Consider the following 24520-nt stretch of genomic DNA (forward strand, 5'->3'; position numbering starts at 1 on the left):
TATCAGCCGTCGAGCGGTATCTCCTCGAAGAGTCGGGACCGACTCGGGCGATCAGTCCGCCAGTCGTTCGAAGACGGCGAGGTCGTGACCGAGTAGGATCTCGGCGTCGGTCTCCCGCTGGAGGTCGCGACAGCGCTCCAGACTCTCCTTCCACGCGCCGTTGTTCCAGAGGAGTCCGGTCGCCATCGGCCGCCCCGCGTAGTTGGCTTCGACGTAGGCCTCGTCGCCGACCACCAACAGCGGGGCGTCCGGTCGCTCGACGAGCGCGCCGAGCAGTCCGGGCGTGTGCCCGGGCAGGTGGAGCAGTTCGACGCCGTCGGTGAGATGGTAGCTGTCGCCGTGGACGACCCGCCAGTTCAGGTCGCGGTCGAAATCGCGCTGGAGGTACGCGATGGAGCCCTCGTCCGTGTTCGAGCTGAAGTACGCGAAGGGGAGTTCCTCGCGGTGGACGTATATCGGAACGTCCGTGCCTTCGAAGGCGCGGAGGCCGCCGGCGTGGTCGAGGTGGAGGTGGCTCATCACCACGGCGTCGATATCGTCGAGCCCGCAGCCGGCGTCGTCGAGGTCCGCTTCGAGGGGGTGGTCGGCCGCGTCGACGTGGGCGAACGCCTCGTACAGCGGCTCGGGCCAGTAGCCGTCGGCCGCTTCCGGGTGGGAGCCGGTGTCCCAGAGAATCGTCATCTCCGGCGTCTCGATCACGAGGTTCCAGACGACGTACGTCTCGTAGTCGTGGGTCGGCTCCCGGTTCGACGCCGTCGCGACGCTGTGGCCGTCGACGACGAAGTTCCGGTCGGCCTTCACGCGCCCGCGGTCGACGAACGTGACAGTGAGGTCGTCCATGCGCGGTGTAGGTCGCCTGACGAGAAAAACGCGGCGTGCGGACAGTTCACACGCCTAACTGGAGCCGTCGGGACGGACCGACGTCCGTTTGCCTACTGGGGGGCCTGTCGGTAGATGAGGTTGCGCTGGATGTCGTTCGCCCCCTCGTAGATGACCGGGATGCGAACGTCGCGGTAGACGCGGGCGATGCGGTTCTCGGTCAGCACCGACCGGCCGCCGTGGAGCTGCATCCCCTTCTCGGCGCAGTCGGTCGCGGCCTCGGTCGCCTTCGTCTTCGCGAGGGCGGCCCAGTAGCCCGCGTTCTCTTGATTGGCGACACGGTCGGCGGCGTCCCACGTCAGCGACCGCGCGGACTGGAAGGCCAGTTGCATGTCGGCGAGCTTGTGCTGGACCGCCTGGAACTCGTCGACGGTCCGGCCGAACGCCTCGCGGTCGTGGACGAACTCCCACGCCTCCTCGATGGCCGCGGCGGCCATCCCGAGGCCGTGGCCCGCGACGACGACGCGTCCGTGGTTGAAGAACTCCGCGAGCATGTAGAAGCCCGCGCCCTCGGTACCGACGAGGTTCTCCTCGGGGATGCGGCAGTCGTCGAAGACGATGTGTCCCTGCTTCGAGGCCCGAAAGCCCATCTTCTCGGGAATGTGCTCGGCGTCGTAGCCCTCGGCGTCGGTCGGGACGATGAACATCGAGAAGTTGCCGTAGCGGTTGTCCGGGTCGTCGCCGGTCTTGGCGTAGACGGTGAGCCAGTCGGCCTCGACGGCGTTACCGACCCAGTACTTCTCCCCGTTGAGCACCCACTCGTCGCCCTCCTTCTCGGCGCTGGTGGACATGCCGGCGAGGTCGCTCCCGGTCTGGGGTTCCGAGACCGCCAGTCCCGTGATCTGCTCGTTCTGGGCGACCGGTCGGAGGAACTCCTCGTGTTGGTCCTCGTTCCCGTGTTCCTCGACGATCTCCGCGCCGAAGCTCGCCAGTTGGAGCGTGAGCGCGATGCCGGCGTCCGCTCGATAGAACTCCTCCGCGACGGCGAGTACTTGGTGTAAATCGAGTCCGCGACCTCCCAACTCTTCACCGAGGTCCTGTGCGACGAGGTCCGCGCTCATCCCCGCTTCGAGGATCTCCCAGGGATACTCCCCGGAGGCGTAGTACTCGGCGGCGTTGGGCGCGATGTGCTCCTGTGCGAACTCACGGGCCTCCTGCTTGACCTCGTGGGCACGTTCGGGCACGGGATACTCGGACAGTAACTCCATGAAGGCAATGATGAATCGTGACAACATATACCTCGTGAAACTCGCGAGAACACCGGCGGAGTTGTTTTCCCGAAAACTTTGATAATTAGGACAGTACGTTTTTCCGAGATACCGCCAACTGAAGCGTATGAATCGCCGTGACTACCTCGCAGCGGGACTGGGCGTCGGTGCGGCCGCGCTGAGCGGCTGTTCGTCCTTCCTAGCGGCCGCGGAGACGCCGCGACCCATCGTGCCCGAAGAACGCCTCGACGCCACCGGCTGGGAAGAGACCGGAGACGACAGCGGCACGGTCCTGGACGAGAGCTACGGGCCGGTGACGCTCGAAGCGGTCCAGCACACGCTCCGATTTCAGGACGTCGCTCTCAGGAAGAGCGTCAGGGAACGGACGCTCGGGGAGGTCGACACCGCGCTGTCGATATTCTTCGCCTCCCGAGTCGACTTCAGCCCGAACCTCGACAACCTCCCGGCGGGCGCCGGGCAGGCCGAGATCGTCGACCAGGTGCAGACCAACGCCCGACAGCAGTTCGAACGGCAGATGGAGAACCAAGGGCTGACGAACGTCGAGGAGGTCGGCACCGGGAACATCGACGTCGACACCGGCGAGACGGCCGAGGCGGTCAACCTCTCGGCGATCTTTCCTTTCGAGGGCATCACTTTCGACGTGAGCGAGGGCCAGAGCGTCGAGGTGCCGGCCGCGGACATCGCCATCGACGCCTTCCTGGCGGTGTGGCACCACGGGGACTACGTCCTCATCTCCGGCGGGGCCCACCCCGCGGAGAACTTCAAGCAGACCATCGAGAGCGACCTGAGCGCGGGCATCAACGTCTCGGTCGACATCGACCTCGGCCTGCAACCCGAGGCCTACCGAACGGAGACGCGCTCGCTCGTCGCGGGCGTGCGGTAACTCGCGACCATCGGAGTACCCCGCGGCTACTCAGGGGGGCGTCCTAGGAGACGGCTACTCCGGTGCCGCGTCCTCGGGGGCGCGACCTTCGACCAGCGACTCGTCGCCGTACTCCTCGCGGAGCGCCTGTTTATCGAACTTGCCGGTCGCCGTCTTGGGCACCTCCTCGATGGTGACGACGCTATCGGGCACCCACCACTTCGGGTACGAGTCGAGGACGTGGTCGCGCAGTTCCTCGGCCAGCGAGTCGGTGTCGGCGTCCTCGGCGGGCACGACGAGCGCGAGCGGTCGTTCCTGCCAGCGCTCGTGGGGGACGCCGATGACCGCCGCCTCCGAGACGCCCTCATGGGCCATCAGTTCGTTCTCCAGTTCCTGCGAGGAGATCCACTCGCCGCCGCTCTTGATGACGTCCTTCGAGCGGTCGACGATCTTGATGTAGCCGTCCTCGTCCACCGAGACCACGTCGCCGGTCTTCAGGTAGCCGTTCTCGAACTCCCGTTCGGTCGCTTCGGGCCGGGCGAAGTACTCCGTCGTCACCCACGGCCCGCGGATGAGGAGTTCGCCGTAGGCCTCGCCGTCGTGGGGGACCGCCTCGCCCTCGTCGTCGACGACCTCGAACTCCAGTCCGGGGACGATGAGTCCCTGTTTCGAGCGCTTCTCCAGTTGCGTCTCGTAATCGGCGTCGTCGAGGCCGTGTTTGAGGTGCGAGACGGCCCCGACGGGTGCCGTCTCGGTCATCCCCCACGCGTGGACGAGTTCGACGCCGTGGTCGTCGAAGAAGCGAATCATCGCCTCGGGGGCGGCGCTCCCGCCGACGACGAGGCGCTCTAACTGCGAGAGGTCGACATCGTTCTCCTTGACGTAGTCCATCAGCCCCAGCCACACCGTCGGGACGCCCGCGGTGATGGTGACGCCCTCCGACTCGATGAGGTGCGCGAGGTCAGCCGGCTCCGGTTGCGGGCCGGGATAGACCTGTTTGGCACCGCCGGCCGTCGCGGAGAACGGCAGGCCCCACGCGTTGACGTGGAACATGGGGACGACGGGCATCACCACGTCGTCCTCGGCCAGCGGGAGGCCCTGCGGCGTCTGGAGCGCCATCGTGTGCGACCAGAGCATCTGCTGGGTGTACTCGACGCCCTTCGGCCGTCCCGTCGTCCCCGAGGTGTAACAGAGCCCCGCGGGCCGCTCCTCGTCCAGTTCGGGCCAGTCGTACGTCGTCGAGTGACCGTCGACGAACGAGTCGTAGGCGACGGCGTCGAGGTCCGTCTCGGGAACCGACTCGCCCATGACGACGAACCGCTCGACGGAATCGAACGGGTCGGGGTCGTCCGCCACCGAGCCCTCCAGTTTCGGGAGGAACGACTGATCGACGAAGATTGTCTCGTCTTCCGCGTTCTCGACGATGTACTGGACGTGTTTGTCGGGGAGCAGGGGGTTGATGGTGTGGAGCTGCGCTCCCATTCCCGGTATCCCGAAGTACGTCTCGAAGTGACGGTGGTGGTTCCAGCAGAAGGTTCCGAGCCGTTCGCCGTCGCCGTACCCCGCTGCGTCCAGCGCGTTGGCGAGTTGGGCCACTCGGTCGGCGTACGTCCCGTAGTCGTACCGCGTAATTCCGTCGTGGGTACGGGAGACGACCTCCGTCTCCGGGTACAGTTGGGCCGCGCGCCACAGGAACGGTCGAAGCGTCTGGGGTGAACCTCCCGGCATACCGTGTGCCTAGTGCTCACCCTACAAGAGGCTATGTAAATTAATAGTGAAGGATGAGGAGTTGTGCCGTCGTAGGTCAGACCTCGATCTGTTGCATGAGACTGACGAGTTCCTCGAGCTCCGGGAACGTGTAGACCTTCACGTTGATGTCGGAATCCAACGCGTGGACCCGCGAGTCGAACATCAGCGCCATCTCGTTGCCGCGGTCGCCGACCAGTTTGTCCACCATCCCGCTTCCGGGTCCGAAGGTGAAGTTCGGCGTCGAGATGTCGATGGTCGTGTCCAGCACGTTCGCCCACCCGTCGATGAACCCGCTGGTCATGATGTTGCCGATCTCCTGGATCGCCGAGCGCTCCATGTCGGTGAAGCCCTCGCCGTCGGGGTTCGTCTCGCCCATGTCGCCGATCATGCCCTGGGCGAGGTCCTTCGCGCTCCGGGCGTTGAACAGGAAGAGGATGTAGCCGTGGGGCTTCTCGACCATCTCGATGCTGATGCCGATCTGCTTCTCGTCGCCGATGTGGGTCTTGATGTCCGGGATGTCGATGAAGTTGATCTTCGTGATCTCCATCTCCGTCTCCATCCCCGTCATCTGGCTCAGGTGGTCGGCCACGGTGTTTCCCCCCTCCTTGGCCATCTGGTTGAACAGGCCGAGTTTCCGGATATCTATCATCAGACTCATGCGTAGTCAGTCGGCCCCGACTTGCCGGCCCTCCCACATAAGCTATGCACCCCCATTTTCGCGGGCGAGAATCGGGTCTAGAACTGTTCTGCGGTGTCGATACCGACGACGAGTCCGCACTCGCCGCCGTCGAAGTCGTCGTCTCCTTGGACGGCGTCGGCGAAGAGCAGTTCGGCCTGTTCGGTGTGTGCGAGCTTGACCGCCGACGCGACGCCCTCGTCGAAGTCGAAGTCCGCGAGCAGTTCGTCGGCGGCGGATTCCGGGACTCGGTAGGCCCGCACGCCGTCGACGGTGACGTAGGGCTCGCTCTCGAACCCGGAGTGTCGCCCGAGCAACTCGGGGTGGAAGACCACGAGCGCGTCCGCCAGCGCCTCTCGGTCGACGCCGACCGTCTCGGCCGCGTGGTCGATCCTCGCCTCGTCGATGGCAACTTCGTTCGCCGTCGTATCCTCGGAAGTCATCGTTCGCTTCCGCCTTCGTCGCCGTCCCCTTTCGTTCTGACGGCCCTCGGCGACGCGAACCGACCGCTCAGGCGACGCGGACGCTGACGGCGACGCCCTCACCGAGCGGGAGGAGTCCCGTCTCGAAGTCCGGGTCGTCCCGAACTCGCTCGAGATACGTCGCGACGCCGCGGCTCATCTCGTTCGCCGCCACGTCCTCGCCGTCGAGCAGCGCCCGCACGTCGTCGAAATCCAGCGGGCCGGCCTCGATCGCGTTGTCCGCGGCGACGACGCCGCCGACGGGCACCTTCTCGCGGACCGCCTCGAACGCCTCGGCGTAGCGGTCCTTCTCGTTGTCGACGAGTACCACGTCGAAGGGACCGTCGTAGTCGTCGACGATCTCGATGGCGTCGCCGTGTTCGAACGCCGCCCGGTCGGCGTAGCCGCCCCGCGAGAGGAACTCGCGGGCCTCGTCGAGTTCGTCGGCGTCGATCTCTGTCAGCACGATCTCGCCGTCCTCGGGGAGCGCCGGGGCCATCCAGTACGCCGAGTAGCCGAAGCCGGAGCCGAACTCGAAGACGCGTTCGGCGTCGGTCAGGCGGGCGAACAGGCGGAGCCACCCGCCGACGGCGGGACCGACCGTCGGGAACCCCTCCCGGTCGGCCTTCGCGTCCATCTCGTCGATGACCTCGTCGGGGTCGGGCGAGAGCGTCCGGGCGAACTGTTCGGTGACGTCGGGCAGCGGGTCTTCGCTCATATTTCGAGCGGTCGAGGGGTACGGACAAAAAGGCACCCGCGTCGGTCACCGGTTCCGACTGACGGGGAACTTCACCCTGTCGGGGTGTTCGTTGAACGCGGCGAGGACGCGCCGGTACAGTTCGTTCCGCACCCGCTGTCCCCGTCGCGGGTGGACGAGATAGCGCAGACGAAAGGCGACCCACGACTCCTCCTGGACGACGTTGACCGTCGGCCGGTCCTGCACTTCCAGTTCCACCGGCGTCTCCGCGAGGCGCTCGCGGTAGCGCTCGATGCGGGCGGCCATCTCGTCGCCGAGGTAGTCGTCGGCGACGGTCCGCATCGTCTCCGTGGCGAACTCGAAATCCGTCTCGTAGGCGACCTGCACCGTCAGTTCGTTCCAGACGTAGGGGAACTCCTCGCGGGTGTAGTTCTTGACGTGCGAGGAGAGGACGACGCTGTTGGGGAGCGTGATGCTGCGGCCGGAGGGCTGGTTCGAGGAGACGAGGTCGCCGTTTATCTCCCACAGCGTCGTCACGAGGAAGGAGACTTCCACGACGTCGCCCTTCGAGTCCTCGATGGCGACGCGGTCGCCCACCTGATACGGCCGCTTGACCATGATGTAGAGCCACCCGATGAGCGAGAACAGCGGCTGTTGGAGCGCGAACGTGACCGCGAAGCCGACGACGCCGAGCGAGAACAGGAGGCCGACCCACTGTTCGGTGAGGACGCCGAGGGCGGCGACGGTCCCGGCGGCGCCGAAGCCGAGACGAAAGAGGTTCTTCGCGTCGTGGCGGCGGCGCTTGTCCGCCGTCCGCTGGTCGTAGACGCCGAGGGCGATGCGGTAACAGCCGTAGGCGGCGAAGGCGGCGACGAGCAGCGAGAGGGCCTTCACGAGGAGGAACGACACGGTGACTCCCTGCACGGACCCGTCGATTCCCACCCGCCGGACGAGCGCGACCCCACCGGCACAGACGAACGCAGCCACGAGCGACAGATATCCGACTGGACGACTCACACCGTGGCCGATGCGAGGGGACCACTAAACCATTGTGAGTCTCCAACACGGTGATAGTCCTCGCGCCCGACGTATTGGCATGGATCGAACTGTCGAAATCGTCCCGGAAGCGGGACTTCACGCTCGCCCCGCCTCGAAGCTCGTCCAGACCGCCAACGCGTACGACGCGACGGTGCGGATCGGACACGCGGGCGCGGACGACGATGAGTTGGTGTCCGCCGACAGCATGCTCGCGGTCACCGGGCTGAACGCGCAGCAGGGTGACGAGGTGGTGCTCGTCGCGGAGGGCAGCGACGCGGAAGCGGCGCTCGACGCCCTCGAAGCGGTGTTGACGACGCCGGTCGAGGACGAGGACGGCTCGGCGGCGGGCGCGGAGGACGCCGAGGCCGAGACGGGAGACACGGAGGGCGACCCGTGACGACGCTCACCGGCATCGGGAGCACGCCGCTTTCCGGGGTCGGTACCGCCCGCTGGTTCCGACCCGACGCGCTCGAACTCCCCGACCGACCGGACCCCGAGACGGTCGATACCGCCGACCAGCGAGAGCGGTTCGAGGACGCCCGCGACGCGGCCCGCGAGGCCATCCAGACGGCGCGCGACCGAGCCGCGGAGCGCGTCGGCGAGGACGAGGCCGCCGTCTTCGACGCCCACGAGCAGTTCCTCGACGACCCGCAGCTGGTCGGGCAGATCGAGGACGCCATCGACGACGGGACGACCGCCGAACACGCCGTCTCGGACGCCTACGGCGACGCCGTCTCGCAGTTCGAGGGGATGGAGGGCCGGATGGCCGAGCGCGCCGACGACCTGCGCGACGTGCGCGACCGCCTCCTGCGCGAACTGCTCGGCGTCGAGACGGCCGATCTGGGCTCGCTCCCCGACGGGACGGTCCTACTGGCCGAGCGGCTGACGCCCAGCGACACCGCCGAACTGGACCCCGAGGCGGTCGCGGGCATCGCCACCGTCACCGGCGGCCGCACCTCGCACGCGGCCATCATCGCCCGCTCGCTGGCGATTCCCGCCGTCGTCGGCGTCGGCGACGCGCTGTTGGACGTCACCGAGGGCGCGACGGTCCTCGTGGACGGCGAGGCGGGCGAAGTCGTTCTCGACCCGGACGAGAAGCGCCGCGAGTCCGTCTCGGAACTCGACGCGCCGGTCGAGACCGAGCGCGTCTCGACGGCCGACGGCCGCGAGATCGAGGTCGCCGCGAACGTCGGCCGACCAGCCGAACTCGACCCCGCGGTCGCCCGCGGCGCGGACGGCATCGGCCTCTTCCGCACCGAGTTCCTCTTCCTCGACCGGGAAGGGCCGCCCGGCGAGGACGAGCAGTTCGAGGCGATCACGGCGGCGCTCAACGCCTTTCCCGGGGAGCGCGTCGTCGTTCGGACGCTCGACGTGGGCGGCGACAAACAGGTACCCTACCTCGACCTGCCGAGCGAACCGAACCCGTTCCTCGGTCGCCGCGGCGTCCGCCTCTCGCTGTCGGCTCACGCCGACCTCTTCGAGACGCAGTTGCGGGCGCTGCTCCGCGCGGCGGCGACCGACGGCGGCGGGGACCTCGCCGTGATGGTGCCGATGGTCGCCCGCGTCGAGGAGGTCGAGGACGTGCTGGAGCGGGTCGAAGGCGTCGCCGCCGACCTCGAACGCGAGGGCGTCGCCCACGCGGTGCCCGACCTCGGCGCGATGGTCGAGACGCCCGCCGCCACCGAGATGGCCGAGGCGCTCGCAGCCAGACTGGACTTCCTCTCGATCGGGACGAACGACCTCACGCAGTACGTGATGGCCGCCGACCGCGAGAACGACGGCGTCGCCGACCTCCACGACCCGCTCCATCCCGCGGTCCTCCGAGCGATCGACCGGACGGTGCGGGCCGGCCACGACGGCGGCGCGTGGGTCGGAATGTGCGGCGAGATGGCCGGCGACCCCGACCTGACGCCGCTGCTGGTCGGACTGGGACTGGACGAACTCTCGATGAGCGCGGTGACCGTCCCGGCGGTCAAACAGCGGGTGGGAGACATCGACAGCGAGGCGGCGCGCGAACTCGCGGGCGAGGCGTTGGCCTGCGAGACGCGGGCGGCCGTGCAGTCCGCGCTGGCGAGGGAGTGAAACCTTACTAATCCTATATTTATCTCGCTCCCCTACGTCCGCGTATGGCTCGAACCGACATGGACGCCATCGAGATAGCCGACTTCCTCAGGAGCCAGCGAACCGGCGTGTTGTGTCTCGCCCGGGACGACGACAGCTACGGCGTGCCGCTGTCGTTCGTCTACCGCGACGACGACTCGGGCATCTACTTCCGGATGGGGTACGCCCCCGGCAGTCAGAAACGGAAGTTCCTCGACGCGACCGACCACGCCACGTTCGTCGTCTACGGGCAGACCGACGAGGGCTGGCGTAGCGTCGTCGCCGAGGGGACGCTCGACGTGCTGACCGAGGACAACGTCGACTCGGCCGTCGAGGAGGCCACGAAGGCGCTCGACATCCCGTACTACGAGGTCCACGACAGACCCGTCGAAGACTTGGAGTTCAACATCGTCCGCCTCCAGATCAGCCACCTCAGCGGTATCGTCGAGGGTCACGAAGGCCGATAGCCGACTCAGAGCTTGTCGACGTCGCGGGCGGCCTCGGCCTGCTCGCGGACCGAATCGAGCGTCGCTTTCGGACTCGTCGCGGCGACGGCGGCGTTGACCGCGCCCTCCAGCACCGGCGCGTCCGCGACGACCGCGTCCGCGTCGCTCATCTCGATGGCGACGTCGGCGTTCATCACGGCGCTCCCGAGGTCCACGAGGACGACGACGCCGTCGCCCTCCTCGGCCGCGTCGAGCGCGTCCACGATGTCGTCCGGGACGGTGCCGATGCCGCCCTGCCCGTCGCCGCCGACGGGCTCGATGCGGGTGTCTCCGCCCATCTCCGTCGCGACTTCGGCGATGCCCTCGGCGGCTTTCCGACTGTGCGAGACGACGACGAGGCCGACCATCAGTCCTCCGTGGCCTCCTCGCCGTCGGGCACCGTCGGCGACGCGGCGTCGACGGTCGGTTCCTCGGCGACCTCCAACTCTTCCTGTGCAACCGACAGCAGTTCCTCCATGATGTAGAGCGTGCTCGTCGCGCCGGGGTCCTGATGGCCGACGGAGCGCCAGCCCAGATACGACGCCCGACCCTTCGAGGCGCGGATGGGGACGGTGAAGTCGACGCCGCGCTCGGCCGCCGCGACGGCCTTCGCCAGCGCCTCGACCGGCGAGAGGTCGTCCGTCTCGACGGACTTCTTGAATGTGTGGACCGCCGGCACCAGCGCGTCGACCATCGTCTTATCGCCCACCGTCGCGTCGCCGCGGTCCTGCACCTTCTCCAAGTAGGTCTCGGCGAACGCCACCGCGCTCTCGGCGGTGACGCCGTCTTCGAGTTCGGCGCTGGCGAAGACGAGCGACCCGCCGTACAGCGGCCCCGACGCGCCGCCGACCTCCGACATGAGCGTCTTGCCGGTCGTCTTGACCACCGTCGCCGGGTCCGGGTCGTCGAGTTCCGCGACCTCCTCGGCGGCGGCGCTCCAGCCGCGGGCCATGTTCCCCCCGTGGTCGGCGTCGCCGATGGCCGAGTCGAGCTCGGTGAGGTGGCTCCGCTCGGCTTCGAGGCGCTCGGCGACCGCTTTCACGGCCGCGACGACCGCCCGGCCCTCGTCGCTCATCTGACGGTCAGCGCCGGGGTGTCGGCCGGCGCGCCGAGTAGCTCCTTCAGTTCGTCGTCGACGGCGCAGACGGTGACCGAACAGCCCGCCATGTCCAGCGACGTCATGTAGTCCCCGACCCACGCGTCCCACGTCTCCAAGTCGCGGTCGTCGAGCAGTTCCTGCAGCCTGCGGTTGACGACGAACAGTTCCATCTGCGGCGTGCCGCCCATCCCGTTGACGATGGTGACGACCTCCTGTCCCGAATCGAGGGCCAGGTCTTCCAGCACCGACTCGGTCAGCTCCTCGGTGATGGCGTCGGCGTCCATCATCTCGGTCCGCTCCACCCCCGGCTCGCCGTGGATGCCGATACCCAACTCGATCTCGTCCTCGCCCAGGTCGAAGGTGGGTTCGCCCTTCTCCGGCGTGACACACGACGTGAGCGCCATCCCCATCGTCCCGACGTTGTCGACCACTTTCTGGGCGACCCGCTGGACCTCCTCCAGATCCGCGCCCTCGGCGGCTTTCGCGCCCGCCGCCTTGTGGACGAGGATGGTGCCACAGACCCCCCGTCGGCCCGAGGTGTACAGCGAGTCCTCGACGGCCACGTCGTCGTCGACGACGACTTGGGCCACGTCACCGCCCTCCATCTCGACCATCTCGCCGGCCGTCTCGAAGTTCATCACGTCGCCCTCGTAGTTCTTGACGACCATCAGCACGCCTTCGCCGCTGTCGGCCGCGTCGACCAACTCCTCCAGTTCGTCGGCCGTCGGCGAGGTGAACACTTCGCCCGCCGCCGCGCCGTCGAGCATCCCGTCGCCGAGGTAACCCGCGTGCGTCGGTTCGTGGCCGCTCCCGCCGCCGCTGACGACGCCGACCTTCCCGTCGACCGGCGCGTCGGCGCGGACCAGTACCTTCGTGTCCGGGAGCCGCCGGACTCGGTCGGGATGAGCCGCGACCATCCCGTCGAGCATCTCGTCGACCACGTCGTCCGGGTCGTTGATGAGCTTCTTCATGTGTCGTGTTGACAGACGACTCTCTCCCTGATAAATCTGAGCGAGCGGAGCGTCGAGGCGGGCGGAATAATCCCGGTCTACGCGTCCCAGTAGGCCGGTTCGTTCCCGTCCTTCCACTTGATGGAACAGCCTCGCGAGGGTTTCTCGGCGGCGTTGATCTCTCCGCCGGACAGCAGCGTCTCGACGTGGCCGGCCATCTCCCGTTCGCTCGGTTCCTCGTCGGGGTTCGGCGCGTCGTCGAGCCGGCCGTGATAGGCCAGCCGGAACGTCCCGCTATCGTCGTCGAACAGGAACGGGTCCGGCGTGCAGCGCGCGCCGTAGGCCGCCGCGACGGTCTGGTCCTCGTCCCGGAGGTAGGCGTCGTAGGCGATCTCGCCGGATTCGACCAGTTCCGCCATCCGCTCGAAGGAGTCGTCGGGGTACTCGCCCTCGTCGTTGGCGTTGATTCCCACGACGGCGAGGTCGTCGTACTCCGCGGCGAGGCGATTCAGTTCGTCGATCTTGGCCTGCGCGTACGGGCAGTGGTTGCAGGTGAACACGACGAGCAGGGCGTCGTAGTCGGCGAAGTCGGACAGCGGGTACGTCTCGCCGTCCGCGCCCGGCAGTTCGAACGGCGGCGCGGCGTCCCCGCGTTGCAGAACGTCGGACTCCGAGTCCATCGAGACCATAGCGGTCGGCGGTACGTCGCGGGATAGTAAAAGCGCACGGACGGGTCAATCGCCGGGCTGTGCGGTCCCGAGCGTTCGACGGCCGCCGACGGTCAGCACGACGAGCGTCAGCGCAACGGCGAGGGCTCCGATACCCGCGACGGCCCAGAACGCCGCCGCGACGCCGGCCCGCGAGACGACGACGGCCAGCACCGGCGGCGCGACGGCGGCTCCGCCGGAGATCCCGATGGTGAGGAACCCGAAGTTCTTCCCCGCCGAGTCGTCGGTCGAGAAGGCGTCGGCCAGCGCCGCGCGGGCGGGTCTGCTGCCGTCGACGGTGGCCGAGAGGACGAGGACCAGCGCCAGCGCGCCGACCAGCGGGAGCGTGCCGAGCGCGAGCGCCCCGGCGACGAGGACCAGCGCGGCGTAGCCGCCGACGAGCACCGGTCCCGGCGAGTAGCGGTCGGTGAGCCAGCCGCCCGCGAAGATGAGCACCGCGCCGGTGACGAGCATTGCCGAGACGGCGAAGTTCGCGGTGGCGTCGGGTAGCCGGTAGCCCGAGGAGAGCAGCGCCGCCGTGTACTGCTTGATGCCCCACCCGGCCATCGACGAGACGAACCAGAGGACGGTGAGCGCGAGGATCGGGGGTGAGGAGACCACCGTTCCGAGTTCGCGTCGGATCCGCGTCGTCAGCGACGCGGCGGCGGTATCGACCCCGTCGGTCGCGCCGGCGCTGGCGTCGTCGACAGCGCCGGCGACCACCGCTTCGCCGCCCGAACTCGACGGATGCGTGATCGCCTCGTTCACGAGGCGGTCGAACGCCAGCAGACAGCCCGCGCCGTAGACGGCTCCCACGACGGCGATCGCGCCGATGGCGACGCGCCAGTCCAGCCCGAGCGTGCTGGCCGTCGCCACGACGGCCGGCGGCGCGGCGAGACCGATCGCCCCCGTGAAGCCGTGGACGCTGTAGGCCCGCCCGCGGGTGTCCGCCGTCGTCGCCGCGCCGATGAGCGGGTAGTGCGCTGGGTGGTGACCCGCGATGCCGACACCGGTGACGACGCTCGCGGCCAGCAGCCACGCGTAGCTCTGGGCCGTCGCCGTGAGAATCGCGCCGACCGCGCCGAAGGTCAGCGAGATGGCCAGTACCGACGTGCGACTCCGCGAGTCCGAGAGCGACCCGAACGGCAACTGCAGCGCCGTCACGACGACCCCGACGGTGCCGAGCGCGACGCCCAGCTGCGCGTCGGTCAGCCCCAGATCCGACTGCAACGGCCCGAAGATCGGCGGCAGCAGCATGAAGTACGCGTGGTTCACGAGGTGCGAACCGCCGACCAGACCGACGACGAGTCGGGACTGCGCGTCAGAGACCACCGTACCGTCGTGTCACGGGCTAGCGCAAAGAGCGTCGCGGTTTCGGCGTCGCTTTACTCACTCTCGTCCGCCAATCGATCCCCGACGGCGTCGTCGAACGCCGCCGCGGCGCGGTAGACGTCGCTGTCGGCCGCGACGGCGAACAGCGTCTCCTCGCCCTCAGTCTCCTCTTTCTCCAGTAGGCCCGAGGCGGCGAGGTGGTCGAGCGTTCCGTCGAGATACAGCGTCTTCAGCGCGACGCCGGCCGCCTCGCTCAGTTCCGTCTTGGTGTACCGTTCCTCGGGGTCGAGTCGGAGCAGCGTGTCGATGACGGCGGGTGCCTCGTCGTGGGTCGCGACGGTGCCCCACCCGGAGGTGGGTTCCTCGTCTCGGGCGGCCTCTTCGAACATTAGCCGGGCCGAGGCAGTCCACCGCAATAAAGCTCGCGCCGGTTTCACTCGGCGGCGGTACGCCATACCGTCTCACCATTGAGCAAGGCTTTTGTCCGCCACCGTCCGCCACCACAGTATGAGCAGTCGCCGAGAGATTCTCGACCTGTTACGGGAGAACGCCCGCTACACCACGGAGGACTTAGCCCATCTCACGGACTTCTCCGAGAGCGAAGTCGAATCCATTATCGAGGAGTTCGAGGAAGCAGGGGTCATCTGTGGCTATCAGGCCGTCGTCGACTGGGGGGCCGTCGAGACGGAGGAAGAGCGAGTGCGGGCGACGGTCGAACTCAACGTCGCGCTGGACCGCGAGACCAACTACGGCGACATCGCCGACCGCATCGCCCGCTTCCCCGAGGTCACGTCGCTCCGTCTCGTCAGCGGCGACTACGACTTCGACCTCGAAGTCGAGGGCGACTCCATGCGGGAGGTCTCTCACTTCATCAGCGACAAGATCGCGCCCATCCCCGAGATAACCCAGACGGTCACCCACTACATCATGGAGTCCTACAAGGAACAGGGGATGACGTTCGACGACCACGACGACGACGACCGCCTCTCCGTCTCCCCATGACGTTCGAACCCGCCGACCGAGTCGACGCGGTGCCGCCGTCGGGCATCCGGCGGTTCTTCGAGCTGGCCGAGGAGATGGACGATATCATCTCGCTGGGCGTCGGCGAGCCCGACTTCTCCGCGCCGTGGGCCGCCCGCGAGGCCGCCATCACGTCGCTCGAACGCGGCCAGACCTCCTACACGGCTAATCGGGGTAAGCGAGAACTGCGCGAGCGCATCGCCCGCTACGAGTCGGACGTTCACGACCTCTCGTACGACGCCGAAGACGAGATTCTGGTGACCGCCGGCGCGAGCGAGGCGCTAGATTTGGCGTTTCGAGCCCTCCTCGACCCCGGCGACAGCCTCGCCGTCGTCCAGCCGTGTTACGTCTCCTACGTCCCCGGCGCGACGTTCGCCGGCGTGGACGTCATCGACGTGCCGACTCGCGTCGAAGACGAGTTCAAGCTCACTCGCGAGGTCTTAGAGGAGTCCGGGGCCGCCGAGGCCGACGCCCTGGTCTACTGCTACCCGAACAACCCGACGGGCGCGACGATGACCGGCGACGAACTGGTCGAGGTGGCGGCCTTCTGTCGCGAGAACGACCTCGTCGTGTTCGCCGACGAGATCTACGCCGATCTGACCTACGAACACGACCACACCTCCATCGCCACGCTGCCGGGGATGCGCGAGCGGACCATCGTGTTCAACGGCTTCTCGAAGGCCTTCGCGATGACCGGGTTCCGGCTGGGTTACGCGATGGGGCCGCCCGAGGCCGTCACGGCGATGAACCGGGTCCACCAGTACACGATGCTGTCCGCCCCGACCACCGCGCAACACGCGGCCATCGAGGCGCTCGACGACTGCCGCGAGGAGGTGACCGACATGGCCACCCAGTACGACCGCCGCCGGAAGTACGTCCTCTCGCAGTTCGAGGAGATGGGACTGGACTGCTTCCCCGCCGCCGGCGCGTTCTACGCGTTCCCCGAGTGCCCGTGGGACGACGCCGGCGAGTTCGCTGAAGCGCTGCTCCAGTCGAAGAGCGTCGCCGTCGTCCCGGGGACGGCCTTCGGCGAGGGCGGTGCCGGTCACCTCCGCATCTCCTACGCGACCGGGCTGGAGGACCTGAAAGAAGCGATGACGCGGATCGCCGACTTCGTCCAGTAACCGCCGCGCTCGGTGGCGAAGTCTCGCTTCTGATAGTGAGTTATCAATCCTAATAGCCGCGCCGAAAGTTTCAGTATGGGGCCTGTTGTATCACGCTCAAACTGTGTTGGACCGTGACGCACTATCGGGTGGACTGTGGCGGGGGCTGACGCCGGAACGGTTTTTCACGCGAATCAGGAGATAAAACACAATGGCAATCGATGACAAAACGGGGGGAGATTCGGAGCGAGTCGCCAGCGGGGGAGACGGCGGCGATCGGCCGGCGGCGGTCGGCGAGTACACGTGGGACGACCTCAGACGGGAGTTCCACAGCGGGGGGCGCTTCGACCGGAGCGAGTACCTCGGCTTCGAGCCCCGCGATCTCGAAGACAGACTGGAGACGGCCGCGAGCGCGGCGCTGACACTGAACCGGCCGTTCGAGGAGTACCTCGACCCGACGACCACGCCGGTCGCGAAGGGCGTCTACACGTGGGAACATTTCAAACAGGAGTTCTACTACGAGGAGGACGGCGACCAACCGCGCGACGAGGAGGGGGAGGTCGTCCCGTTCGAACCCGAAGACCACCTCGGATTCGACCCGGACCACGTCGAGAACAGGCTCTCGCTGGGCGAGGATCTGGCGGCGGAACTCGACGAGTTCGTCGACGAGAACACCGTCGACGTCGACCCCGACGTGGACGAAGACGAGTTCTTCTCGACGCGGGAGGGCCACACCACAGTCGTCAACCGCTACGACTTAGAGAAAGCCGTCCCGGAGAGCAAGAAGTCTCATTTCCGGGAGACCGAACGCTACTGGGTCAACAAACCGTACGCCTGTGTCGTCGTCTTTCACTCCCGGAAGGAGAACGAGCGGAAGTACTACGTCGTCGAGCCGTATCTCAACGCGATCGAGGACGACCTCAAGAGCTTCCTCTCGGGGAAGCTCAAGACCGCGATCAAGTACTCCGAGGACGACGTCATCGTCAAGGGGTCGAACGCCGACCGGGCGTCGGTCATCCAGCGCGAGGCCGAGCAGTTGCTCTCCCGGTACGACCTCTACGACGGGTCAGTCGCCGGGAGCGGGGGGACCAGCGGCGGACTGTTGGACGAAGTGAAGGACCTCTTCGACATCGGCGAGGAGACCGAGACGGAATCGGTGGGACAGCTGAACGGGATCGCGGCCCGCCCCGAGCCGGCCATCATCGAGGACGACCCCTCGACGCTGAACGAGTACCAGGTCGAGAAGTTGCTGTACATGCTCAAGCGGGACTTCGTCGGCTACGCCCGCATCGATCCGGTGAAACACGACATCAACGTCGAGGACATCTCCTGTGACGGCTACAACTCCCGCGTGTTCGTCTACCACACCGACTACGAGCAGATCATCACTAACGTCGAACACCGCGAGAGCGAGCTGGACGACTTCGTCGTCAAGCTCGCCCAGCGCTCCGGAAAGGGGATCTCCAAACGGCAGCCGCAGGTCGACGCGACACTCCCGGACGGGTCGCGCGCGCAGTTAACGCTCGGGCGAGAGGTGTCCGACCACGGGACCAACTACACCATCCGTCAGTTCAAGGACGTCCCCTTTACCCCCATCGACCTCATCAACTGGAACACGTTCTCGCTCGACGAGATGGCGTTCCTCTGGCTCTGCATCGAGAACAACAAGAGCCTCATCTTCGCCGGCGGCACCGCGTCCGGGAAGACAACCTCGCTGAACGCCGTCTCGCTGTTCATCCCCTCGAACTCCAAGATCGTCTCCATCGAGGACACTCGCGAGGTGGAACTGCCCCAGCGCAACTGGGTGGCGAGCGTCACTCGCCCCTCCTTCGGTGAGGACGACAAGGGCGACGTCGACGAGTTCGACCTGCTGGAGGCCGCGCTCCGCCAGCGGCCGGACTACATCGTCATGGGTGAGATTCGCGGTGAAGAGGGGCGGACGCTCTTTCAGGTCATGTCGACGGGGCACACGACCTACACCACGTTCCACGCCGACTCCGTCGGCGAGGTCATCAAGCGCTTTACGACCGAACCCATCAACGTCTCGAAGACGCTCTTCACCGCGCTCGACCTGGTGAGCATCCAGACCCAGACTCGCGTGGACGGCAGCAAGGTCCGTCGGAACAAGTCCCTGACCGAGATCAACGAGTACTCCGCCGAGAACGACGAGATCAACGTCCGGGACGTCTACGAGTGGCGCGCCGAGACGGACGAGTACATCCAGATGGGCAACTCCAACACCCTCGAAGAGATCAAGTTCGACCGCGGGTGGACCCAGGAGAAGCTCGACGAGGAGCTGTTCAAGCGGAAGGTCGTCCTGGCCTATCTCATCGAACAGGGACTGAACACCTACACGCAGGTCGCCGCGACGATCCAGGCGTTCGTTAACGACCCCGACACCATCCTCACGCTCATCGCCAACGACCAGCTCGAACGGTCGCTCGAAGACCTCCGGGAGATGGAGTCGGTCAAGATCGACATCGACCCGGAGAAAGAGGAGATGGTCCCGCGGCCGGACGCCCCGCCGGCGATGGTCGAGGAGACGAAGTCCATCCTCGACAACGCCGGACCGCTGTTCGAGCAGTTCAAACAGGGTGACACGCCCGATATCGTCGCCGCGCTGATGGAAGGCGACGCGCTGGCGACAGACGAGGAAGACGGAGCGGACGAGGAAGACGAAGCGGAAGGCGTCGGCGGCTTCGGCCAGTTCGTCCCGAAGGCCGGAAAGGAGGCAGATAGCGGATGAGCCTCGATACGAGGGGTCAGCGACAACTCGGGAGCGGCGGCGCTCTGGGCGACGCGTTCTATCCGGCCTACCAGAAACTGTTCGACGACGAGGGCGACTTCGTCGACAGCGTCGGGAAGAAACTCGCACAGGCCCGGATGGCCGACAACGTCGAGATGTTCCTCGCGCGGGCGCTGGCCGTCGGCGTCATCGCGGGAGTGACCCTGTGGCTCGTCGGGACGTTTCTGGGCTACCTGCTCGTCACGCTGCTCTTTTCGGGTACCGAGGGGCCGACGTTCATCGGCGTCGCCATCCAGAACGAGGCGCTGCTCGCGGTCATCGACGCGCTGAAACTCCCCTTTCTGATTCTCGTCACCGGGCTGGTGTTCGGGGCTATCGGTTTCGGCATCGGCTTCGGCTCGCTCGTCTCGATCCCGTACTTCCGGGCCAGCGCGCGCGAACGCGAGATCAACATCCTTCTCTCGGACGCCATCTCCTTCATGTACGCCCTCTCGGTGGGCGGACTGAACCAACTGGAGATCCTCCACGCGATGGGGAAAGCGGACGACACGTACGGCGAAGCCGCGAAGGAGTTCCAGTCGATCGTCTTAGAGACGGAGTACTTCGATACGGACTACCGGTCCGCGGTTCGCAATCAGGCCATCGAGACGCCCTCGGACGAGCTCTCGCAGTTCCTGACGGACATGCTCTCGATCATCAACTCGGGCGGAGACATGACCTCCTTCTTAGAGGACCAGAAGGAAAAGCACATGCGGACCGCTCGACAGGAACAGGAGAAGATGCTGGAGACGCTGGAGCTGTTCGGCGAGATGTACATGACGCTCTCGCTGTTCCCGCTCTTGCTCATCATCATCCTCGTCATCATGTCGATGATGGGCAACGCCCAGCAGCGACTCATCTACGGCACCGTCTACGGCCTCATCCCGCTGACGGGAACGGCCTTCCTGGTGCTCGTCTCGACGGTCACGCAGGACGCCATCGGCGACGGCTACCTCCGGCCGACCGCCGACGAGGAGGACGTCGTCGTCGACGAGGGCGTCGGCGTGTTCAACCTCGGCCTCGTCGAGCAGTACACCGGAGCCTACGGCGTCTTCGACCGCATCAAGAGCCGCGAGGGGACCTACGAACTCGTCCAGATACTGAAACGGCCGGACCTCTTCTTCCGCGACCACCCGATTCTGGTCCTCGGGCTGACCGTCCCGCTCTCGATCCTCGCGCTGGTCGTCGCCGTCGTCCTCGGGTGGGCGCCGCTCTCGCTCGACGGGATGCGAGCCAACCCCGTCTCGGGGACGTTCTTCTGGGTGTACGTTCCGATGTACATCAACTTCCTCCCGCTGGCGATCTTCTACGAGTGGAACCAGCGGTCGCGGAAGGCCATCATCGGCAACCTCTCGGAGAACCTCCGAAAGCTCGCCTCGGCGAACGACACGGGGATGACGCTGCTCGAATCCATCAAGGTGGTCTCCGAGACCTCGGCCGGGAAGCTCTCGGACGAGTTCGAGACGATGCACGCGAAGGTCAACTACGGGACCAGCCTCAAGGACGCCCTGCGGGAGTTCAACAACAAGTACCACGTCCCGCGGCTGGCCCGAACGGTGAAGCTCATCGCCGAGGCCCAGGAGGCCTCCAGCCAGATTCAGGATGTGCTCTCGACGGCGGCACAGGCCTCCGAGAACCAGGACGACATCGAACGGGAGCGAAAGTCCCGCACCCGGATGCAGACGGTCATCATCATCATGACCTACCTCACGCTGCTGGGCGTGATGGCGCTGCTGAAGACGCAGTTCCTCGACGTGATGTCCGGCCTGTCGACGCAGGCGTCGGGAGCCAGCGGCTCCGGCGCGCCGGGCGGGAGCTTCGGCGGCAACGTCGACACGGAACTGCTCTCGATGCTGTTCTTCCACGCGGTGACGCTACAGGCGCTGCTCTCGTCGTTCATCGCGGGCTACATCCGGGAGGTGAAGTTGATGGCCGGCGTGAAATTCGCCGTCATCCTCTCGACGATCGCGCTCGTAGTGTGGATGGCTGTGGGGTGAGAGCGGCGACGGCCGCCGATATCAGTAATTGAGGGGTAGCGTAGATATTTAATAATAGTGCGATAGATGTTATACGATAGTCGAATGCGGTGGGATATAGCGAGCGACACGGGAATGCGGAGACGGACGATAGAGGGGTGAGATAATGGACGACAGAGGGCAGACGGCACAGGATTTCGCCATCGGCACGAGCGTCCTGCTGGTCACGATCATCGGTGCGTTCGTCTTCATTCAGGGTGGCGCACTCTCGGTGTACGAGGACTCGGCGACGCCGATAGAGCAACCGCAAGCCGACCGCGTCGCCTCGTACCTCGTCGAGAACTACAGCGTCGACGGCGATCCGAACGTCCTCCGGTACAACCAATCGAGCGGACTCGACCGAACGCTTTCGGCCGATACCGGACTATCGGACCTGACGGCGTCCGCCGGGGTGAACGTCTCCTCCACTCGCCGGACGAACCCCGACCTGAACGTCAGCATCGTCAACAGTTCGTCGCTCGAAGACGGGCGTCGAGAACCGGCCCGCGACGGAAACGGAATCGTGCTCGCGTGGGGAGAGAGCTACCGCGAGCAACCGTACGCCACCTCGACGCGAGTCGTCCGGCTGGCGAACGACGACGACGGGACACCGCAGTGTACCCCGACCTGTTGGCTGGTGGTTCGCGCGTGGTGAGCGGCGATCGAGGACAGGCCTACACGCTCGAAGGCGTTCTCGCTGCGATCCTCGTCGTCGCGGCGACGGTGTACGGACTGCAAGCGATCGATACGCGCGCGTGGGAAGACGGGACGCGTCAGGAGACGCGACAGCTGAGCCAGCGCGCGAACGACCTGTTGACCGTCGCCGGCGAGACCGGCGCGCTGCGGAACGCGACGCTCTGTTACAGCGCCGGGAAGACGCGGCTCAACGGGAAGCAGGAGACGAAACCCGCCCGGTTCGAGCGGATGCTCAACCAGACCTTCGACGCGCAGGGCGACCAGTACAACCTCCATTTCAGCTACTGGAACGTTACGAGCGACGAACGGGAGACGCAGATCGTCTCCGAGCGCTCCGAAGAGAACCTCAATCGTCCTCCGGCCAGCGCGACGGTGGCGACGACGACGGTCACACTCACCGATAGTATGGCGATTCGCATCAACGGACCCGGGCCGGACGGCTGTACCGAAACCGGTCCCTCGCTCGAGAGTGACATCTCGACGTACTACCTGCAGGACGTCGACGAGCAGTCGGAGCTGTACAACGTCGTGGAGGTGCGACTGACCGTATGGTAGCCGACGACCGCGGACAGTTGCTGCTCTTCGGCGGCATCACCGTCGCCGTCGTGTTCCTGGTCACGATAGCGCTGACCAACAGCCTCATCGTGACCCAGAACGTGGCGACGCCGGACAACGCCGACCGTATCGAGCGGGTCGCCGACCGCGAAGCCGCCGTCGAGCGCGACCTACAGACGATCGTGGCGCGAACCCGCGCGACCAACGACACCGACGAGTTCGCCGACGCGCTCAACCGGAGCCTCGCGAATTACTCGACCTACCAGACCCGCGTGAGCGGCGCTCGAACGGGCGCGTACGTCGGCGTGACGCTGAACAAGAGCAGTTCGAGGGGGTATCGAACCACCGGCTCCGGCGACTTTCAGCGACCCGACCCCAGCGGGCCGGGGAGTGCTAACGACTGGCCGGTCGTCGAAGACGCGGGCACCGTTTCGACGTTCGATATGACTGTGACGACGGTCAACGGCGGGCCGTCGAACGCGTACACCGTCGTCGTCGAAGGCGATAGCGGTGACCGGTGGCGTCTGCGCGTTCTAGACCCGCTCGGTCCGGTCGAACGGGCTGTGAGGGTCGAGCACTCGGGGACGACTTCGACCGTCTGTAGCACCCCGACCGATACGCAGGATATCCGTCTCAACGTTACGACCGGGAAGTGTACTATCGCCGGGGCCCCGACGACGTTCCAGCCGTTCGAGGCCGTCCTCGATAGCCCCTACGATGTCCGGTTCGAGAACGGCAACAGGGCCGGCGGAAACTACGTCTTCGCGTCGACAGGAACGTACCCCAGTGAGAGCTACAGTGCCAGCGACTACACTTCCTACCCTGCCGTCCCCGCGATCGACGTTACCTACACCAACTACGAACGCACCATCCTCGTCAACGAAACGCCATGATCCGAGATACACGCGCCGTCTCACCGGCGATCACGCAGGCGTTGGCCATCGGCATCTCGACGATTCTGGTGACCGGACTGCTCATCGGCGGGGCGCAACTGGTCACCGACCAGCGGGAGGCCGTCGCTCGCCAGGGGCTGGTCGACGTCGGGTCGGGTATCACGAGCGACCTCGTCCGTCTCGACCAGTTCGACACCGACAGGCTATCTAGTAACCTCTCCTTCCAATCGCACTATCCCGAGCGCATCGCCGGCGAGCAGTACAGAATCGTCGTCGATCCCGGACCGGAGCGGACGACTATCTACGTCAACATGACGAGCCGCGACCTCTCGACGCAGGTTCGCTTCGACAACGAGACCGAACCCGGCATCTGTCCGAGCATCGTCAACGGCGGTCCGGTCGCCGTCGCGTACAACGCCACGGAGCCGTGCTTGGAGGTGCGAAACGGATGAGGGCGAAGACGAACCGCGCGGTCTCGGACTTGGTCGCGTTCACGCTGGTGTTCAGCGTCATCATCTCGATGATCGGCCTGATGACTGTCGGCGGCGTCGGCGCGCTCGACGACGTTCGGGAGGGGACCGAGACCAACGTCGCGGAGGCGACGATGCTCGGCTACGCCGAGACGCTCGCCGACCAGCGAGCCAGCGACGCGCCGCGCCGGTCGACGACCATCAAACTCCAGGGTCACGGTCTCGAGCGGGCGACCTCAGCTATCTCCGTCACCGTCGACAACGGATCTGGGACCCCGGTCGATGGAAAATCGCTCTCTACGAGTGCGTTCGTCCGATCGACCGATACCGGGACCGAGTTAGTGTACAGCAACGGCGCGCTGTTCCGCGTCGAAGAGGGCGGCTTCGTGGTCGTTCGCCTTCCACCGATACGCTGTGATGCGAACAGCGCGCATCTCCCGCTGACTGCCGTCCGCGGATCAGTCAACGTCTCCGCGGAGAACCGCGTGACGCTCCGCAGCGAGGTGGCCGACCGGTCGCTCGTCTATCCCGTCGACGCGTCGGACGCGAGCGCGGACTCCGTCGAAGTCGACGTGCGGAACACGGCGTACCCCGAAGCGTGGGAGCGAGTGTTCGAAGAGCGACTCCCGAACTGGACGGGGAGCAATGGCGTCTACAGCTGCGACACCGACCGCGCGGTCGTTCACCGGACGGCGATCGACATCACGGTCGTGAACTAA

26 protein-coding genes are annotated in these 24520 nt (G+C 66.5%); 13 read left to right on the forward strand and 13 right to left on the reverse strand.

Annotated elements, in window-relative coordinates; all coding sequences use genetic code 11:
* Positions 1-51: 51 nt before the first annotated feature.
* Both GO488_RS17485 and GO488_RS17490 read right to left on the reverse strand, forming a co-directional pair.
* Positions 52-840 carry an N-acyl homoserine lactonase family protein gene (locus tag GO488_RS17485; protein ID WP_162319138.1) on the reverse strand — a complete coding sequence of 263 codons (789 nt, stop codon included), beginning with the start codon at positions 838-840 and terminating at the stop codon, positions 52-54.
* 92 nt (positions 841-932) lie between these two features.
* Positions 933-2087, reverse strand: a complete 1155-nt coding sequence (locus GO488_RS17490) for an acyl-CoA dehydrogenase family protein (RefSeq protein WP_162319139.1) — start codon at positions 2085-2087, stop codon at positions 933-935.
* 127 nt (positions 2088-2214) lie between these two features.
* Between GO488_RS17490 and GO488_RS17495 the strand changes: the two genes are divergently transcribed.
* The gene (locus GO488_RS17495) at positions 2215-2991 is read left to right on the forward strand and encodes a DUF6517 family protein (RefSeq protein ID WP_162319140.1); all 777 of its coding nucleotides are present in this window, start codon (positions 2215-2217) and stop codon (positions 2989-2991) included.
* A gap of 54 nt (positions 2992-3045) precedes the next feature.
* Here GO488_RS17495 and GO488_RS17500 read toward each other — a convergent pair whose 3' ends face one another.
* From GO488_RS17500 to GO488_RS17520, 5 genes are all read right to left on the reverse strand, one after another.
* A complete protein-coding gene (locus tag GO488_RS17500) occupies positions 3046-4698 on the reverse strand; it encodes a long-chain fatty acid--CoA ligase (protein ID WP_162319141.1) in 1653 nt (550 codons plus the stop codon).
* A gap of 76 nt (positions 4699-4774) precedes the next feature.
* Positions 4775-5377, reverse strand: coding sequence for a chemotaxis protein CheC (locus GO488_RS17505; protein WP_135304544.1), 603 nt, complete (start codon positions 5375-5377; stop codon positions 4775-4777).
* 77 nt (positions 5378-5454) lie between these two features.
* Entirely contained in the window at positions 5455-5838 is a 384-nt protein-coding gene (locus GO488_RS17510; RefSeq protein WP_162319142.1) for a DUF8048 family protein, read from the reverse strand.
* 67 nt (positions 5839-5905) lie between these two features.
* Positions 5906-6574, reverse strand: a complete 669-nt coding sequence (locus tag GO488_RS17515; RefSeq protein WP_162319143.1) for an O-methyltransferase — start codon at positions 6572-6574, stop codon at positions 5906-5908.
* Between the two features lie 45 nt (positions 6575-6619).
* Positions 6620-7570, reverse strand: a complete 951-nt coding sequence (locus GO488_RS17520; RefSeq protein WP_162319144.1) for a mechanosensitive ion channel family protein — start codon at positions 7568-7570, stop codon at positions 6620-6622.
* A gap of 79 nt (positions 7571-7649) precedes the next feature.
* On the opposite strand from GO488_RS17520, the gene GO488_RS17525 reads away from it, so the two are divergent.
* From GO488_RS17525 to GO488_RS17535, 3 genes are read left to right on the forward strand one after another with little or no spacing between them, the layout of a single operon-like run.
* Positions 7650-7988 (forward strand): HPr family phosphocarrier protein, encoded by a 339-nt coding sequence (locus GO488_RS17525; protein WP_162319145.1) that lies wholly within the window; start codon positions 7650-7652, stop codon positions 7986-7988.
* Positions 7985-9673, forward strand: coding sequence for a phosphoenolpyruvate--protein phosphotransferase (ptsP, locus tag GO488_RS17530; protein WP_162319146.1), 1689 nt, complete (start codon positions 7985-7987; stop codon positions 9671-9673). Before GO488_RS17525 ends, ptsP begins: the two co-directional genes overlap by 4 nt.
* A gap of 44 nt (positions 9674-9717) precedes the next feature.
* The gene (locus GO488_RS17535) at positions 9718-10158 is read left to right on the forward strand and encodes a pyridoxamine 5'-phosphate oxidase family protein (protein ID WP_162319147.1); all 441 of its coding nucleotides are present in this window, start codon (positions 9718-9720) and stop codon (positions 10156-10158) included.
* Positions 10159-10163: 5 nt separating this feature from the next.
* Here GO488_RS17535 and dhaM read toward each other — a convergent pair whose 3' ends face one another.
* The 6 genes from dhaM to GO488_RS17565 form a co-directional block, all read right to left on the reverse strand.
* Complete coding sequence (gene dhaM, locus GO488_RS17540; RefSeq protein WP_162319148.1) at positions 10164-10544, reverse strand: dihydroxyacetone kinase phosphoryl donor subunit DhaM; 381 nt, start codon at positions 10542-10544, stop codon at positions 10164-10166.
* Positions 10544-11251 (reverse strand): dihydroxyacetone kinase subunit DhaL, encoded by a 708-nt coding sequence (dhaL, locus tag GO488_RS17545; protein ID WP_162319149.1) that lies wholly within the window; start codon positions 11249-11251, stop codon positions 10544-10546. The genes dhaM and dhaL overlap by 1 nt, the downstream gene beginning before the upstream one ends.
* On the reverse strand, positions 11248-12246 hold the full coding sequence (gene dhaK, locus GO488_RS17550; RefSeq protein ID WP_162319150.1) for a dihydroxyacetone kinase subunit DhaK: 999 nt from the start codon (positions 12244-12246) through the stop codon (positions 11248-11250). Before dhaK ends, dhaL begins: the two co-directional genes overlap by 4 nt.
* 77 nt (positions 12247-12323) lie before the next feature.
* Positions 12324-12914, reverse strand: a complete 591-nt coding sequence (locus tag GO488_RS17555; protein WP_162319151.1) for a thioredoxin family protein — start codon at positions 12912-12914, stop codon at positions 12324-12326.
* A 45-nt stretch (positions 12915-12959) separates the two neighbouring features.
* Positions 12960-14264 (reverse strand): MFS transporter, encoded by a 1305-nt coding sequence (locus GO488_RS17560; RefSeq protein ID WP_162319152.1) that lies wholly within the window; start codon positions 14262-14264, stop codon positions 12960-12962.
* A 53-nt stretch (positions 14265-14317) separates the two neighbouring features.
* Positions 14318-14653, reverse strand: a complete 336-nt coding sequence (locus GO488_RS17565; protein WP_162319153.1) for a hypothetical protein — start codon at positions 14651-14653, stop codon at positions 14318-14320.
* Positions 14654-14771: 118 nt separating this feature from the next.
* On the opposite strand from GO488_RS17565, the gene GO488_RS17570 reads away from it, so the two are divergent.
* From GO488_RS17570 to GO488_RS17610, 9 genes are all read left to right on the forward strand, one after another.
* Entirely contained in the window at positions 14772-15266 is a 495-nt protein-coding gene (locus GO488_RS17570; protein ID WP_162319154.1) for an Lrp/AsnC family transcriptional regulator, read from the forward strand.
* Positions 15263-16408, forward strand: coding sequence for a pyridoxal phosphate-dependent aminotransferase (locus tag GO488_RS17575; protein WP_162319155.1), 1146 nt, complete (start codon positions 15263-15265; stop codon positions 16406-16408). The genes GO488_RS17570 and GO488_RS17575 overlap by 4 nt, the downstream gene beginning before the upstream one ends.
* A gap of 190 nt (positions 16409-16598) precedes the next feature.
* Positions 16599-19133: a type II/IV secretion system ATPase subunit gene (locus GO488_RS17580; protein ID WP_162319156.1), complete on the forward strand. Its 2535-nt coding sequence runs from the start codon at positions 16599-16601 to the stop codon at positions 19131-19133.
* On the forward strand, positions 19130-21169 hold the full coding sequence (locus tag GO488_RS17585; RefSeq protein ID WP_162319157.1) for a type II secretion system F family protein: 2040 nt from the start codon (positions 19130-19132) through the stop codon (positions 21167-21169). The genes GO488_RS17580 and GO488_RS17585 overlap by 4 nt, the downstream gene beginning before the upstream one ends.
* Positions 21170-21314: 145 nt before the next feature.
* Positions 21315-21842 carry a DUF7287 family protein gene (locus GO488_RS17590; protein ID WP_162319158.1) on the forward strand — a complete coding sequence of 176 codons (528 nt, stop codon included), beginning with the start codon at positions 21315-21317 and terminating at the stop codon, positions 21840-21842.
* A complete protein-coding gene (locus GO488_RS17595) occupies positions 21839-22438 on the forward strand; it encodes a DUF7288 family protein (protein ID WP_162319159.1) in 600 nt (199 codons plus the stop codon). The genes GO488_RS17590 and GO488_RS17595 overlap by 4 nt, the downstream gene beginning before the upstream one ends.
* Complete coding sequence (locus GO488_RS17600) at positions 22432-23331, forward strand: DUF7261 family protein (RefSeq protein ID WP_162319160.1); 900 nt, start codon at positions 22432-22434, stop codon at positions 23329-23331. The genes GO488_RS17595 and GO488_RS17600 overlap by 7 nt, the downstream gene beginning before the upstream one ends.
* On the forward strand, positions 23328-23783 hold the full coding sequence (locus tag GO488_RS17605) for a DUF7266 family protein (RefSeq protein WP_162319161.1): 456 nt from the start codon (positions 23328-23330) through the stop codon (positions 23781-23783). Before GO488_RS17600 ends, GO488_RS17605 begins: the two co-directional genes overlap by 4 nt.
* Entirely contained in the window at positions 23780-24520 is a 741-nt protein-coding gene (locus GO488_RS17610) for a DUF7289 family protein (protein ID WP_162319162.1), read from the forward strand. Before GO488_RS17605 ends, GO488_RS17610 begins: the two co-directional genes overlap by 4 nt.

The organism is Haloarcula limicola, from assembly GCF_010119205.1.
Taxonomy (GTDB): Archaea; Halobacteriota; Halobacteria; order Halobacteriales; family Haloarculaceae; genus Haloarcula; species Haloarcula limicola.